The sequence below is a fragment of the Streptomyces bicolor genome (assembly GCF_000719285.1).
GTDB classification, from domain to species: Bacteria; Actinomycetota; Actinomycetes; order Streptomycetales; family Streptomycetaceae; genus Streptomyces; species Streptomyces bicolor.
The window spans coordinates 1-14,153 of record NZ_JOFS01000041.1 but is presented as its reverse complement, the minus strand read 5'-3'; the positions used below and the strand labels follow the sequence as shown (position 1 = coordinate 14,153).

General features: G+C 72.5%; 12 protein-coding genes. 6 read left to right on the top strand and 6 right to left on the bottom strand.

The features are described 5' to 3' along the window. Positions 1–166 precede the first annotated feature (166 nt). Positions 167–2,248, top strand: coding sequence for a PhoX family protein (locus IF78_RS0137080; RefSeq protein WP_031483184.1), 2,082 nt, complete (start codon positions 167–169; stop codon positions 2,246–2,248). 33 nt (positions 2,249–2,281) lie between these two features. On the opposite strand, the gene IF78_RS0137075 is transcribed toward IF78_RS0137080, so the two are convergent. Continuing rightward, the gene (locus IF78_RS0137075) at positions 2,282–3,226 is read right to left on the bottom strand and encodes a LysR family transcriptional regulator (RefSeq protein ID WP_031483182.1); all 945 of its coding nucleotides are present in this window, start codon (positions 3,224–3,226) and stop codon (positions 2,282–2,284) included. Between the two features lie 172 nt (positions 3,227–3,398). Between IF78_RS0137075 and snpA the strand changes: the two genes are divergently transcribed. Next, on the top strand, positions 3,399–4,058 hold the full coding sequence (snpA, locus tag IF78_RS0137070; protein WP_031483180.1) for a snapalysin: 660 nt from the start codon (positions 3,399–3,401) through the stop codon (positions 4,056–4,058). Positions 4,059–4,259: 201 nt separating this feature from the next. Here the strand turns inward: snpA and IF78_RS0137065 are convergent, their stop codons facing one another. Then, a complete protein-coding gene (locus IF78_RS0137065; protein WP_031483177.1) occupies positions 4,260–6,203 on the bottom strand; it encodes an FUSC family protein in 1,944 nt (647 codons plus the stop codon). A gap of 29 nt (positions 6,204–6,232) precedes the next feature. Then, complete coding sequence (locus tag IF78_RS0137060; RefSeq protein WP_031483175.1) at positions 6,233–7,234, bottom strand: endonuclease/exonuclease/phosphatase family protein; 1,002 nt, start codon at positions 7,232–7,234, stop codon at positions 6,233–6,235. Between the two features lie 155 nt (positions 7,235–7,389). On the opposite strand from IF78_RS0137060, the gene IF78_RS0137055 reads away from it, so the two are divergent. Then, complete coding sequence (locus tag IF78_RS0137055) at positions 7,390–7,590, top strand: hypothetical protein (protein ID WP_031483173.1); 201 nt, start codon at positions 7,390–7,392, stop codon at positions 7,588–7,590. 42 nt (positions 7,591–7,632) lie between these two features. On the opposite strand, the gene IF78_RS0137050 is transcribed toward IF78_RS0137055, so the two are convergent. Then, positions 7,633–8,421, bottom strand: a complete 789-nt coding sequence (locus tag IF78_RS0137050; protein WP_031483171.1) for an alpha/beta fold hydrolase — start codon at positions 8,419–8,421, stop codon at positions 7,633–7,635. Between the two features lie 93 nt (positions 8,422–8,514). Between IF78_RS0137050 and IF78_RS0137045 the strand changes: the two genes are divergently transcribed. Then, complete coding sequence (locus tag IF78_RS0137045; protein ID WP_031483169.1) at positions 8,515–9,855, top strand: aminotransferase-like domain-containing protein; 1,341 nt, start codon at positions 8,515–8,517, stop codon at positions 9,853–9,855. Here IF78_RS0137045 and IF78_RS0137040 read toward each other — a convergent pair. Next, complete coding sequence (locus IF78_RS0137040) at positions 9,770–10,690, bottom strand: hypothetical protein (RefSeq protein ID WP_031483168.1); 921 nt, start codon at positions 10,688–10,690, stop codon at positions 9,770–9,772. The two genes, IF78_RS0137045 and IF78_RS0137040, sit on opposite strands and share 86 nt — an antisense overlap. Before the next feature lie 271 nt (positions 10,691–10,961). Next, positions 10,962–11,420, bottom strand: coding sequence for a hypothetical protein (locus IF78_RS0137035; protein ID WP_031483166.1), 459 nt, complete (start codon positions 11,418–11,420; stop codon positions 10,962–10,964). Positions 11,421–11,615: 195 nt separating this feature from the next. Here IF78_RS0137035 and IF78_RS0137030 point away from each other — a divergent pair, with 195 nt between their 5' ends. Then, a complete protein-coding gene (locus tag IF78_RS0137030; RefSeq protein ID WP_031483164.1) occupies positions 11,616–12,806 on the top strand; it encodes a PP2C family protein-serine/threonine phosphatase in 1,191 nt (396 codons plus the stop codon). 69 nt (positions 12,807–12,875) lie between these two features. After that, positions 12,876–14,153: hypothetical protein (locus tag IF78_RS49995; RefSeq protein ID WP_244889805.1), on the top strand; the 1,278-nt coding region annotated here is incomplete at its 3' end.

The following is a 14,153-nucleotide window of genomic DNA, read 5'->3' as shown; positions in this document are numbered from 1 at the left end:
TGGTCCGTCAAGGGCTGCATCGAGTCGAGTCGGGGCGCGCACCCAACTGCCGTACATCTACCTCTGGTTCACCTGTCGTTCACCCGGTCGCCCCGCTCCCGCACAAACGTGCCCCTACCGTCCCCCACGCTGCACTCAAGGGGAAGCAAGGGGAGAACGAAACGCCATGCGCATACCGTTGCCGATCATCCGAACGAACAGCGACTCGCACCATGCCAACCGGTCCGCTCTGACCTGTCGGTTCCGGTGCGGTGACGCCTGTTTCCACGAGGTGCCCAACACCTCCACGAACCCGTACGTCGGTGACGTCATCGCTGAGGCCATCAGCCGCCGTACGACGCTGCGCGCCGCCGCCGTCGTCAGCGCGGCCGCCGCCGTGGGCGCCACCGCCACCGTCGCCGCGCCGCAGGCCGATGCCGCCGAGGCCGCCGGCGCCGCCGCCACCGAGCGGACCGGCACATTCGGCCGCGGTGCGCGTGGCCTGCGCTTCAGCCCCGTCGCGCCGAACACCGCCGACACCGTGACCGTCCCGGACGGCTACGCGCAGAACATCGTCATCCGCTGGGGCGAGCCCATCCTGCGCGGCGCCCCCGCCTTCGACCCGGAGAACCAGACCGGCGAGGCGCAGTCCAAGCAGTTCGGGTACAACAACGACTTCCTCGCGCTGCTCCCGCTGCCGGGCGAGCGGAACCGGCAGATCCTCGTCGCGAACCACGAGTACACGGATGAAGTGCTCATGTTCCGTGGGTACGATGCCGCCAACCCGACCAAGCAGCAGGTCGAGGTCGCCTGGGCCGCGCACGGGCTCTCCGCCGTCGTCGTGGAGGGGGACCGCAGGACGGGCAAGCTCACCGCCGTGCCTCGGCACCCGCTCAACCGCCGCGTCACGGCAACGACGGAGTTCAAGGTCACCGGTCCCGCCGCCGGCTCCGACCTGCTGAGGACCTCCGCCGACCCGACCGGCACCAAGGTCCTGGGCACCCTCAACAACTGTGCCGGCGGCGTCACCCCGTGGGGCACCACGCTGCACGGTGAGGAGAACTTCAACCAGTACTTCGCCAACGCCACCCGGGCGACGGACAAGCGGTACGGCCTCGGGACCGGCGCCAGCGAGCGCAAGTGGGAGCGTTTCGACAAGCGCTTCGATGTCGCCCAGGAGCCGAACGAGCCGCACCGGTTCGGGTACGTCGTCGAGCTCGACCCGTACGACCCCACCTCCAAGCCGCGCAAGCACACCGCGGTCGGCCGCTTCAAGCACGAGGGTGCCACGGTCCGGCTGACCGAGGACGGCCGCCCGGTCGTCTACTCCGGTGACGACGAGCGCTTCGACTACTTCTACAAGTTCGTCGGCAGCAAGCGGATGAAGAAGGGGACGAGCCGCGCCGTGCGCGAGCACAACCTCTCGCTGCTCGACGAGGGCACGCTCTACGTCGCCAAGCTCACCGGTGACTCGCCCGCCATCGAGATCGACGGCACCGGCAAGCTGCCGTCCGACGGCGAGTTCGACGGCAGCGGTGAGTGGATCCCGCTGGCCACCGCCACCGCCGACGGCGCCGAGTCGCACGTCGAGGGGATGACGGCCGAGGAGGTCTTCGTCTTCACCCGCCTCGCCGGTGACAAGGTCGGCGCCACGAAGATGGACCGGCCCGAGGACGTCGAGCCGAACCCGCACACCGGCAAGGTGTACGTCGCCCTCACCAACAACTCCAACCGGGGCAAGACCGGCTTCGCCGCCGCCGACGAGGCCAACCCGCGCAACAGCAACAAGCACGGCCAGGTCCTGGAGCTGACCGAGCGCTGGAACTGCGCCGACAGCAAGAAGTTCGCCTGGTCGCTGTTCCTGGTCGCGGGTGACCCGACCGACCCGGCCACCTACTTCGCCGGGTTCCCGAAGGACCAGGTCTCCCCGATCTCCTGCCCGGACAACGTCGCCTTCGACTCGTACGGCAACCTGTGGATCTCCACCGACGGCAACCAGCTCGGCTCGCACGACGGCCTCTTCGGCGTCGCTACGCGCGGTGAGCGGCGCGGTGAGCTCAAGCAGTTCCTGACGGTGCCGAAGGGCGCGGAGACCTGCGGCCCGGTCATCCAGGACCGCCGCGTGCTCGTCGCCGTGCAGCACCCGGGCGAGATCGACGGCGCGACGGCCGAGCAGCCGCTGAGCGCCTGGCCCGACGGCGCCGGCAAGATCAACCGCCCGGCGGTCGTGGCGGTCTGGCGCAAGGACGGTTGCGACATCGGCGTCTGAGCCGAGGAGAAGCCGAGAGAACCGGTAGAGGTTCTACGGGAGTGCTGGGACCGGCGGCTGCCGCTCACCGTCGCGTTCCAGCCACTCCCGGTACGCCGGCGCCTGCCGTGCCGCCTCCCAGTACGCCTCCTCCAGGGCGGGATAGACGCCGTCCAGGTCCGTCTCCGTACGGGCCGCGAGGAGCAGCCGTACGCCGAGGGGGTCGCCGTGCAGGCGCCGTACCGCCATGTCCGCGCTGGACGCGTGGGTCGGCTGGCAGACGGTGACCACCTCGCCGGTGGCGACCAGGGCGCCGGCCGTGTGGTAGTCGCCGTGCAGGACATGGGGGTTGACCCCGGCCGCCCGGAACATCCGCTGCACGGCGTCCCATTCGCCGTCGACCGTCGGGTCGATCATCCAGCGGTCGGCGGCCAGGTCGGGCAGGGCGACCACCGGCTTCGCCGCGGCCGGATGGTCGGCGGGCAGGGACACGAACTGCGGCTCGCGGTCCATCAACACGCGTAGCCGGAGTTCGGGTGGGATGCGCAGGGGGCAGCCCTCCACCTCGTGCACGAAGGCCACGTCGAGCTGGCCGTCGGCGACCATGCGCAGCAGGGCGTTCGGGGAGACGTTCATATGGAGGGTCGGGTCCTGGCCGTGCGCGCGCAGGCGTCGTAGCCAGCCCGCCAGGGCCTTGCTGGCCGTCGAGCCGATCCGCAGCTCCGGGCCGCCCACCGCGGCCGCCCTCGCCTCGGCGACCAGGGAGCGCATATCGGCCACCAGCGGGCGGGCGCGGCTGAGGACCAGGCGGCCCAGCGGGGTGGGGCGGCAGCCGGATCTCGCGCGCAGGAACAGCGCGCCGCCGAGCTCCTGCTCGATCCGCCGCAGTTGCGTGCTCAACGACGGCTGAGCCACGCCCAGTTGGCGGGCGGCCCGGTGCAGACTGCCGGTGTCGGCTATGGCGCACAGCGCGCGGAGGTGTCTGACCTCGAGGTCCATGCCCTCGGAGACTAAAGCGGAGGCACCGGTTTCACCAGCCGCACAAAACCGCCCTGATGCCTGCCAATTGGGGCCCTGATAGGACCGGGCTATCACCGGTTGCCATCATCACAGCCGCCTCACAGGCGCCGACACTCGCCTTGACGACTCACCCCCCACCTAGGAGTCATCAATGCGTATGTCCCTGTCCATGTCCGTTTCCGCCCGTACGGCGGTGGCGGTCGGCCTCAGTGTCGCGGCACTCGGCCTGGGTACGGCCGCTCCGGCCACGGCGGCGCCCGTCCATGCCGGCTACGTTGCCAAGTCGGCCGAATCCGACGCAAGTCGGGCGTTCTTCGAGGCGGTCCTGAAGTCCGTCGCCGAGAAGCGCGCCGCGAACCCGAGCGCGGCGGCCGTCACGGTCGTCTACGACGCCTCCGCCGCGCCCGCGTTCAGCGCCCAGATAGCCCGCAGCACCGAGATATGGAACGGCTCGGTGTCCAACGTCAAGCTCCAGGAGGGCTCGACCGCCGACTTCACCTACCGGGAGGGCAACGACCCGCGCGGCTCGTACGCCTCGACCGACGGCCACGGCAACGGATACATCTTCCTCGACTACCAGCAGAACCAGGAGTACGACTCCACGCGTGTGACGGCGCACGAGACGGGGCACGTTCTCGGGCTGCCGGACCACTACGAGGGGCCGTGCAGTGAGCTGATGTCGGGCGGCGGGCCCGGGCCGTCCTGCACGAACGCCATTCCGGACGCGAACGAGCGGGCCAAGGTCGAGCAGCTGTGGGCCAACGGGTTCGCTGCCGCGATGGACAAGGCGCTGCACAAGGCCGCGCGCTAGCGACGCCGCGCGCCGGCAGCGCCGGTCACCAGGAACCACCCCCCACATGGCGCGGTCGCCCTCCTGCACAGGGCGGCCGCGCCGGGGTGTTGCGGGGCAGGTTCGCCAATGGCTCGGGTGGTGTGTGTCGTTGTGCGGCTGCGGCTGCGGCTGCGGGTTGTCGGTGGTTGATCGCGCAGTTCCTCGCGCCCCTAAGGAGCCTCAGTGCGGGGACGTGATTGCGCGTGCCGCTGCCACTTCTTGCCGTAGGGGCTCCAGGACGCTGTCCGGTGGGCCCGTGAGGTCTGTGCGGACCGGGTACGGGGTGTCGGCCTCGCGTACGCCTTGCGCCAACTCCCGTAGTTGACGTGCGACCTGGGTGACCTCGTTCGCTGAGGGCGGGGGAGCCCCGTGTTTCACCCGTACCCTTGCCGCCGTCGTCGCGTCGACGATCCGTTCCACCGCGACGACCAGCGGCCACCACGCCGCCGCCCGGCGTCCGGTCGGGGGTGGTTCGGTCAGGGCCCGTTGGAATTCCGTGCGGATGGCGGACAGGTTGCGATACAGCCCGCGTCGCATGCGGGCGCGGGCCGGGGGGTCGACGGCTGCCGGGCCGAAGGCGCTCTCCACGTAGCGGGCCGTGTCGTCGACGGCGTCGGCCAGACGGTCGCCGACGCGGGTGTGCCAGCTTTCCGGCCACAGGAGGTATCCGGCGACCAGGGCGATCGCGCAGCCGAGGAGGGAGTCGACGAGGCGGGGCAGCAGCAGGTCGGTGCCCTCGCGGTTCAGGACGTCCGACAGGAGCAGGATGACCGGCGTGATGGCGGCCGTCTGGTAGCCGTAGCCGCGCGCGGTGAACGCCGGGATCAGCGGTGCGAGCAGCAGCAACGTGGGTACGTCCGCCCAGCCGCGCGGCACCTGGGCGAGCACCGCCGCCGCGATCACCAGCCCGGCGACCGTGCCGAGGGCCCGCAGCAGGGCGCGGGAGAAGACGGAGCCGAAGTCGGGCTTGAGGACGAAGGTGATGGTGAGGGCGACCCAGTAGGAGCGGGGGACGGCGATGATCGACACCAGGGTCTGGGCCAGGCCGATGCACAGGGCGAGGCGCAGGCCGTAGCGCCAGGAGGCGGCGGAGAGCGTCACGTTGCGCAGGGCGCGTGCGGCGCGGATGCCGAGGGCGGCCGGTCGGCCGAGGCGGTCGTCGATGCCTCGGGGGTCCACGTCCGGGGTGGTGACGACCTCGGCGGCGTGGCGCAGGGCGTGGTCGACGGCGCGGGTGGCCTCGGTGGTGGGGGCGGGGAGCTTCAGACCTATCGGGCCCGTGTAGCCGGTTTCCACGGCGGAGGCCAGGTGCCGTACGGACTCGGGAACCTCGGGTGGGAGGGGGCTGCCGCCGAGGTGGGCGGCGGGGGCGGACTCCACCACCGGAGTGATGGCGTTCAACTGGGCGAGCAGGCGGGTGAGTTCGGGGCTTCGGCCGTGCTGGCGGGCGCGGTGGGCGAGGACGGTGTCGTACGACTGGTTCAGGGACTGGGTGACGGCGTGCCGGGCGTCGTCGTACGCCCGGCTGGTGCCGCCGACGGCCCTCAGCAGCTCACCGACCGCCCGGTAGGTGTCCGCGACCGCGCTCCGCTCCGGCACGCCCATCCGCAGCGGCCAGGCGAGCAGTCCGAGGACCAGGACGAGCAGGCCGCCGCCGGACATCAGCAGCGGCGCGTGCCACCACGCGCCCGGCAGCGGCAGCCCCGCCCCGACCACGCAGGTCAGCAGCAGCAACAGCCCCGACACGGAGGCGACCGCGCCGATCGTCGAGATCATCCCGGAGACCAGTGCGACGCCGGTGACGGCGGCGACGGCGGCCCAGCCGTGGCCGTGCACGAGGGAGCCGAGGGTGATGCCGACGGCGCCGAACAGCTGGGGGATCGCGATGGTGGGGATGCGGACGCGGTAGGCGGCGGCCGTGTCGCTGATGACGCCGTTGAGGGCGCCCATCGCGGCGAGGGCGCCGTAGTCGGGCCGGCCGGTGGCGAGCCCGAGGGCCAGGGGCAGGGGGATCGCGATCGCGGCGCGGACCACGGCCGACCGGCTGACCGGGGCCGGCTGGGCCCGGAGGTTCCGCACCAGCCAGTCGGGAGGTGTGAGGCCGATGGGGAACTCGCGGGGCATGCGCCCCATTATGAGCACCCGTGTTCGGCCTATCGGCGCCGGTGAAGTGTGACTTCGGTGAGCAGCGCGCGGTGGTCCGTGCCGGGCAGGTCGAGGAAGCGGGCCGTGCGGGCGGAGATGTCGGCGGAGAGCAGCACGTGGTCGATCTGCACGCCGAACGTCGGGGCGGTGCGCGCGGGCCAGCTGGGTGTGCGGTCGTCGCCGGTGAGCCGGGTGGCGTCGCGCAACCCGGTGTCGAGGATGCGGCGGAAGGCGGCGTGGTCCTGGGAGGCGTTGAAGTCGCCGGCGAGGATCAGGGGGGTGCTGTCCTCCTTGGCGGCGAAGTCGCGCAGCTCGCCCAGTTCGCGGCGCCACAGGTCGGTCCCGCCGGGCAGCGGCGGCATGGGGTGCGCGAGCTGCAGCCGTACGGCGTGCCCGTGCACGTCGGCGACGGCGCCGGGCATCGCCATGGTGCTGGGGACGCCCTCGGCGGACGTGAGCGGGAACCGGCTGAGCACGACGGAGCCCGCCGATCCTGCGGCCACCTGGGCAGCCCGGTGCGGATAGTCGGTGCCGAGGGCCTGCCTGAGTGTGGCGTCGCAGGTGTACTCGCATTCCTGGACGAACACGATGTCCGGCTTCTCGCGACGGACGGCGGCGACCAGGGCGTCGGTCGCGTGCCCGAACTCGACGTTCGAGGTCAGCACCCGGAACGAGGCGAGCGGCGGCCCGCCCGGCTCACTGCTCTTCCCGTACGGCTCGATGAACCACGCCAGCAGCCCGAGCAGCGCGACGGCCCACACGACGCCGGCCCACCAGCGGGAGAACAGCGCGAGCAGCAGCCCGAAGCCGGTGGGCACCAGCAGCCACGGCAGGAAGGCGAGGAACTGCGGGACGGGGGTGATGCCGTCGGTGTCGGCGACGCGACAGCCGACGACCGCGCTGACGCCGAGGAACAGCAGGGCGGCCGACCAGGTGCCGAGCCGCCGCCCACGCCGTCGTTCCGGCACGCCGTCCGGGAAGGCCGTCCACTCGGCAGCCGCAGTCTCCAAGGCCCGGCCTTCCGCTCGCGGGTGGGATGCCCGAATCCTCCCTCAAAGACGGGGACCGTGGGGCGAAGGTTGCGTGGCGGCCGGTCGGGAGGGGTCCCGGCGGTACGCGTCGATGATGGGGCGCCGGTCATCGAGCGGAAGCAAGGAGATCCGGGATGACGCGTGTACAGGTCGATTGGCTGACCCTGCTCCTCGCCCCCATCGCCGTCGTCGGGCTGGTGATCGCCGTCACCGCCAGGCAGTCGGCGTCCAGGAAGGGCGAACCGATGCCCGGCTGGGCGACGGCCATGCAGGGGGTGGCGATCACTTGCGTGTTGCTCGTGGCCGTCATGAACATGGCTGTGAGCGGTTCATAGGAGGCGGCGGAGCAACGAGTCAACCGTTGCCCGGATTACGGCTCACCCGTCGACCCGCGCCAGAAGCGCCCCCAACGCCTCGTTGAACTCCCCCGGCCGCTCCAGGTTCGGCATATGGGCCGCCCCGTCGATCACCCGCAGTGTCGAGTCCGGGAGCGCGGTGTGCATCGACTCCGCGTCGGCGACGGGGGTGTAGGCGTCGTCCGCGCCTACGACGACCAGGGTGGGGACCGTGACGCGGGTCAGCAGGGCGCGGTAGTCGGGGCGTTCGGCGCGGCCGCGCAGGGCCGCCGCGGCGCCCTCGGGTGAAGTCGCCGTCATCATGCGGTGGACGTGGGCCTTGACCTGGGCGTTCGCGTACGGCGCGACCATCTTCTCCAGTACCTCGTCGGCGTATCCGCGCATGCCCTCACGCAGCAGCCGGTCCGCCATGGCGCCCCGCGCCCGCTTGCCCTCCGGCGTCTCCGCCGCCGGGAAGGTGTCCGCGAGGACCAGGCCTCGGATGCGGCCGGGGAAGCGGGCGTAGCACTCCATGACGATCTGGCCGCCCATCGACAGGCCCGCCAGCACGAAGGTCTCCACCTTCAGGTCGTCCAGCAGGGACTCGAGGTCCCGGGCGAAGTCCGAGAGAAGCGTGATGCCGGGGACGACCGGGGAGGCGCCGTAGCCGCGCAGGTCGGGGGCGATCACGCGGCGGGTGGCGGAGAACGCCTCGAGCTGCGGGGTCCACATCGTGCGGTCGAAGGGGTGGCCGTGGACGAGGACGAGGGGAGTCGACGGCGTGTCGACGCCGGCGTCGCCTTTGTCCTCGTATGCGAGGAAGGGGCTCATGTGAACGACCCTAGATCGGCTCAACTCCTCGGTGCAATAAGATCTTTGCTCTCGGTGCAATGTCAGCTCGGTGCAATGTCAGGGGGAGCGCACGTGAACGACTACCGGCACCTCGCCGACCGCATAGCCGACGACATCACGGCCGGCCGGCTCAAGCCCGGCGAACGGCTGCCGCCGCAGCGGGCGTTCGCGCGGCGGCGCGGAATCGCCGGGTCGACGGCGGGGCGGGTGTACGCAGAACTCGTACGGCGAGGGCTGGTCGTCGGCGAGGTCGGCCGTGGGACGTTCGTGCGGGCCGCCGCTCCGGCCGGGTCCGGGCGGGCGCTCGTCGAGGCGGCGACCGCGGCGCCGGTGAATCTGGAGCTCAACTACCCTTCCGTGCCCGGCCAGTCGGAGCTGCTCGCCACCACCTTCGCGCCGCTTCTGCGCCCCGACGTGCTGGCCGAGGCCCTGCGTCCGGCCGCCGCCACCGGCACGATCGCGGCCCGGGAGGCGGCCGCCGCGCTTCTCGCCACCCCCGGCTGGCGCCCCGCCCCCGCCCAGGTCCTGTTCACCGGCAACGGCCGCCAGGCCATCGCCGCCGCCCTCGCCTCCCTCGTCCGGCCGGGCGGCCGGGTCGGCGCCGAGGCGCTTACGTACCCCGTGGTCAAGGAGATCGCCGCCCGGCTCGGCATCACCCTGGTGCCGCTGGCCATGGACGAGGAGGGCCCACGCCCGGAGTCCGTCGCCGCCGCCCACCGCACGGCGCCGCTGGCCGCGCTGTACCTGCAGCCGACCCTGCACAACCCGACGTCGGCGACGACGAGCCCCGAGCGCCGACGCCAACTCGCCCGTCTGGCCATCGACTTGAACATCCCCGTGGTCGAGGACCGCATCTGGTCCTTCCTCATGGGTGGCACGGGCGAAGCGGCCGACGACCCCTTCGCCGCCCACGCGCCCGGCCTCACCCATGTCGTCGACAGCCTCTCCAAGCGCGTCGCCCCCGGGCTCACCGTCGGTTTCGCCGTCGTGCCCGAGGCGCGGGTCGAGGCGGTGGCGGCGGCGGTGCGGTCCGGTGGGTGGAGTGCGGGGCGGTTCGCGGTGGAGGCGGCCGTGCGGTGGATCGCGGACGGCACGGTGGAGCGGCTGGTCGCGGCCAAGCGGGCGGACGCGGCGCACCGGCAGCGGATCCTCGGCGAGGAGCTGCGCGGGTTCGCCGTACGGTCCGATCCGCGCGCCTGTTTCGCCTGGTGGGAGCTGCCGGCGCCGTGGCGCGCGGACACCTTCACGGCCGCCGCGGCAGCGCACGGCATCGCCATCACCCCCGGCCCCGCCTTCGCCGTCGACCCGAACCGCACCCCGGACGCGGTCAGACTCGGGCTCGCGTCGGCCCCGGAGCCGGATCTGCGGCGGGCACTGCGGACGCTCGCCGGCGTCGCGCGAGCAGCTCGGTGAGCCGGCAGACGAGGGCTGCCGTCAGGCCGAGGGCGATGAGCAGCCAGGACACCGTGCGCAGGGTCGCCGTCAGGGCGTCGTAGACCGCGCCCGCGGCCGGTCGGTGGGCCGCCTCGGGCAGGTCGGCCAGCGTGAGCCGACGGCCGAGGACCACCGCGAGCAGCAGGAACGCGCCGCCGAGAGCCGTGCCCAGCGCGGTCGCCGTGATGGCGCGACGGCGGCAGGCGGCGACGGCGATGCCGGTCGCGGCGAGGACGGCGGCCGAGACGGGCAGCCAGAAACCGGCGATTTCGAGCACGTGGTACCCCTTCCTGAGCCGGTCCAGCTCGTGCGCCGGGAGCACCGGGACCGCGGTGTGCTCGACCGGGATGTTGTGTGCGAACGGCACGTGTTCCCGTGCGAGTTGGCGTTTGATCTGGGCGGTGACCGGGGCGAGGTCGACGGTGACCGCGCCCTGGCGACCGTCCTGAAGGGCACTCAGCACGGCGTCGTGGACCGCCCTGTTGCCCGCATCCCACGCCGTGCGGAAGGCCTCGGTCCGGGTGAACGAGCGCACCGCGTCGTACACGAAGGGGCGCACGGCGCCGTATTCGTCGCGCGCGCCGAGCTCGTGGTCGAGCCGGGGGACGACCTCCTGCACGATCCCCGCCCCGACGGTGTCCGCCACCGCACCCTGCACGGCCGGATCCGCGGCGAGCGGCGCCATCGCGGTGACGTACCGGCCGGTGTCGGCGAGCCCGTACGTCACCCAGGCCGCCAGCGCGCCGAACGGCACGAGGAGGCACGACAGGGCGATCAGCGCTGCCGACAGGGCGTTCCGCAGACGGGTGGGCACCTTCTCAGGCAAGGGTCACGGGGGCGGGGGCGCCAGCACTGTGCGTGCATACGGCCGCACGGATCCGCTCTCCGGTGGAGCGTTCACCCGAACGGGTGTCTCATGGATGTGGGGAGTGGATCGAACGACGAGGAGTGGAGCGTGACGGTTTCCGGGTCGTGGAACTGGAGCGTGACTGTGCGGTGACGTGACCGTGGGTGGATGAAGGGGAGATGAAGGGGAACGGGTCGGCCCCGGCGCCAGTTGTGACCGGGGCCGATCCGTGCGTCCGTCACCGGATGCGGTGGCCCTCGGCGTCCTCGTGCGTGTAGTAGCGGTAGAACAGCACGACGAAGCAGACCGCGCCGACCGTGACCCCTATGGCCGTGGACTTCAGCACGGTGTTGTCGCTCTGGTTGTACAGGAACCCGAACGCACTGCCGATGAAGGCGGCCCACAGGATCGCGTGCAACTCGCGCCGCACGCGGGACGCGAGGGCGCGTACGGCGACGTAGAGCACCATGAACGCGATCGAGGTCACGAAGCCGAAGAGCAGGTTCCAGCCGGTGATCTCGCCGCCGGAGCGCCGGTTCGCCGCGGCCCAGTAGCCGTAGATCAGCCCGAGGACCACCGGCACTGCGACGCTCGCGATGCGGTGCGTCCGCGCACTGAACACATCGGGCAGACCACTCGCCCCGGTCCCCACCGCCCTTGACGTCCCTCCACCGGACGCGGGTGCCGCATGAGCCATGAGAGCACTCCTCTCACTCGTCGCCCCCGCAATCAAGGGCACACCTGAGGGGACCGGGTGGCAAGTCGGCGGTCAGTCTTCAGCGCCGGTCACGGTCTTCTCAGCCCGTCGACCCGCCCGCAGCCCCCAGGGACGGTCGCCGCAACCCCGGGCACCCGGATGCGGCCGAACCCACGGCGTGCTTCGCTGAGGCTCATGAGGGCCGTAAGCGACGGTTCAGCCGGCCCGCAGGGCGGAACGCTGCTGCGCGTGCGCGGCCGGAGTGTCGCCTGGGTGCCGCCGCTGCTGCTGCTCGTCGGCATCGTGCTGGTCGACTTCAGGACCAGCAGCAACTTCCGGATCCTGTCCTGGATCGTGCTGGTGCCCGGTATCGCCGCCGCGATCTGCGGGGTGTGGGGGACGGCCGTGTACGCGGTGCTGGCCCCCCTCACGTATCTCGCCGCGGACGCCGTCCTGCCGTACGAGTACGAGGCCGGCCTGCCCGACCTAGTCCTCGCCGGCATCGGCGGCGTCCTCGCCACGCTGGCCTGCGTGGTCCGGGTGCGCGGCGAGCGGCGCATGCTGCACATCCAGGACGTCGCCGAGACCATCCGCCGCACCGTGCTGCGCCCGCTGCCCCCGGGCTGGGGCGGCCTCGACCACGCGGCCGTCTACCTCTCCGCCGACAGCGAGGCCAGGGTCGGCGGCGACTTCTACGACATCCAGATCGGCCTGCACGGCACCCGCGTCATCCTCGGCGACGTCCAGGGCAAGGGGCTCGGCGCGGTGGAGGCGGCGGCCGCGCTGCTCGGCACGTTCCGCGAGGCCGCCTATCACGAGGCGGACCTGACGACGGTCGCCGTATGCCTGGAGCTGCGTATGCAGCGGCACATCCTCATGCGCGCGGCGCTCGGCAGGGAGGAGGGCGACCGGTTCGCCACCGCCGTGCTGCTCGGCTTCCCCGAGGAGCAGCCGGGCGCGCTGGACGCCGTGGTGCTCGGCCACGACGCCCCGCTGGTCGTCGGCCCCGACGGCGTACGGCCCCTGCCGCCCGGCCACGGCCTTCCCCTCGGCTACGGCGAACTCGCCCCCGCCGAAGGTCCGCCGCCCCTGCTCCACGTGCCGCTCGCGCCCGGCGAGACGCTGCTGCTGACGACGGACGGCGTGACCGAGGCCAGGGATGGCGAGGGCGCTTTCTATCCGCTCGCCGCCGATGTCGCCGCGGCCGTCGCCGCCGACCCCGGTGTCGCACGTCCCGCACGCCTGGTCGACTTCGTCCGGGAACGCACCCTGCAGCACTGCGGGGGGCATCTGGCCGACGACACGACGGTGTTCGCGGTGCGGAGGAGGGCCGGTGTGGGGAATGGGGTGGGAAATGGGGATGGAATCGGGCGTAAACGGTCCTGAGAACCCGCTTTCCAGCCGCAGCGGTTACCGTGCTGCCGTACGTGATCGACGGGGGATGGGGAGGGACCGATGCCCGGAACCGTGCTGCTGCTGGCCGCCGCACCCGCGGGCAAGGGCTGTCTGGTGGACGCCGCCTCCGTGCTCCCCGTCCTCGCCGCCGTACCGCCCGCGGTGCTGTCCGGCACGGACACGGCGAACGTCGTGGAACTCGCCGACCCCCTGGAGCCGCAGGCCGTCCTGACCCGGCTGCGAGCCGCGGCGGCCGCGCACACCCCGCTCACCGTGTTCGTCACCGGGCAGCTGCAACTGGACCGCCGCCAGCACCTGCCCCACCTCGCGCTGGCCCGCACCACCCCCGCGACGGTCCGCTACACCGGGTTCCCCTGGCACTGGATCCGCGAGGAACTGCGCCTGCGCGCGCCCGGTTCGACGTCCCTCGTCCTCGACCTGCACGCCGACGCGGAGACCTGGGAATGGCTGCGCGCGAACCCCCTCGACTCGGGCCGCAACAACGCGGTCCACGGCCGCATCGCCCCGCCGCCGAGCCGCCGTACGGTGGCGGTGCCGACGTACATGAAGGCCATCGCGACCATCCTGCGCAGCGGCCACCGCCCACCCCTCGACCAGCTCCACCAGCAGGCACTGACCCGCATCTCCCCCGACGGCGGCGTCGGCACCGACATCGTGCTGACGGCCCACGGCCCGACGCAGTTCCCCTCCCGGGACCTCACACGGCTTCCGGCACCGGCACCGGTTCCAGGGCATGCACCGGCACAGGTACCAGGGCAGGCGCAGGCGCAGGCGCAGGCGCAGGCGCCGGCACATCCCGTGCCGCAGAGGCTGACGGCCGGCCCCGTACCGGCGGCTCCGCCGACGCAGGTCATGCCGCAGCGGCCCGCTTTGAGCCCGACGCAGGCTCCGGCACAGAGCGCGGCGCCAGCTCCGGCACAGATTCGGCCGTACGAACCGCAGCCCGTGCAGAACCCGGGGCGGGTCCCCGCGGAAGTTCAGCCGCAGTGTCCCTCGGAGAGCCCGGCCGCCGGCGCCCCCGGGCAGAGTCCAGTGCAGGTCCTCCCACAGCAATCCGCGCCGCTCCCCGCAGAGGTTCCCCCGCACCAACCCGCGCAAGGTCCCCCACGGCTCCCGGCGCGGCTCCCCGCAGGGTTTCTGCCGCAGCACCCCTCGGAGAGCCCCGCGCAGAACCCCGGGCAAGACCGCACACGGATCCCTGCCCCGGCCTCTCCGCCGATGCCCGCGCACAATCCCCCACCGTCGCTGAGCCCAGCCCCGAGCCCCGCACCAACCCCACCGCAGCGCCCCGCACAGCCCCCGACCCAGCCCCAGACC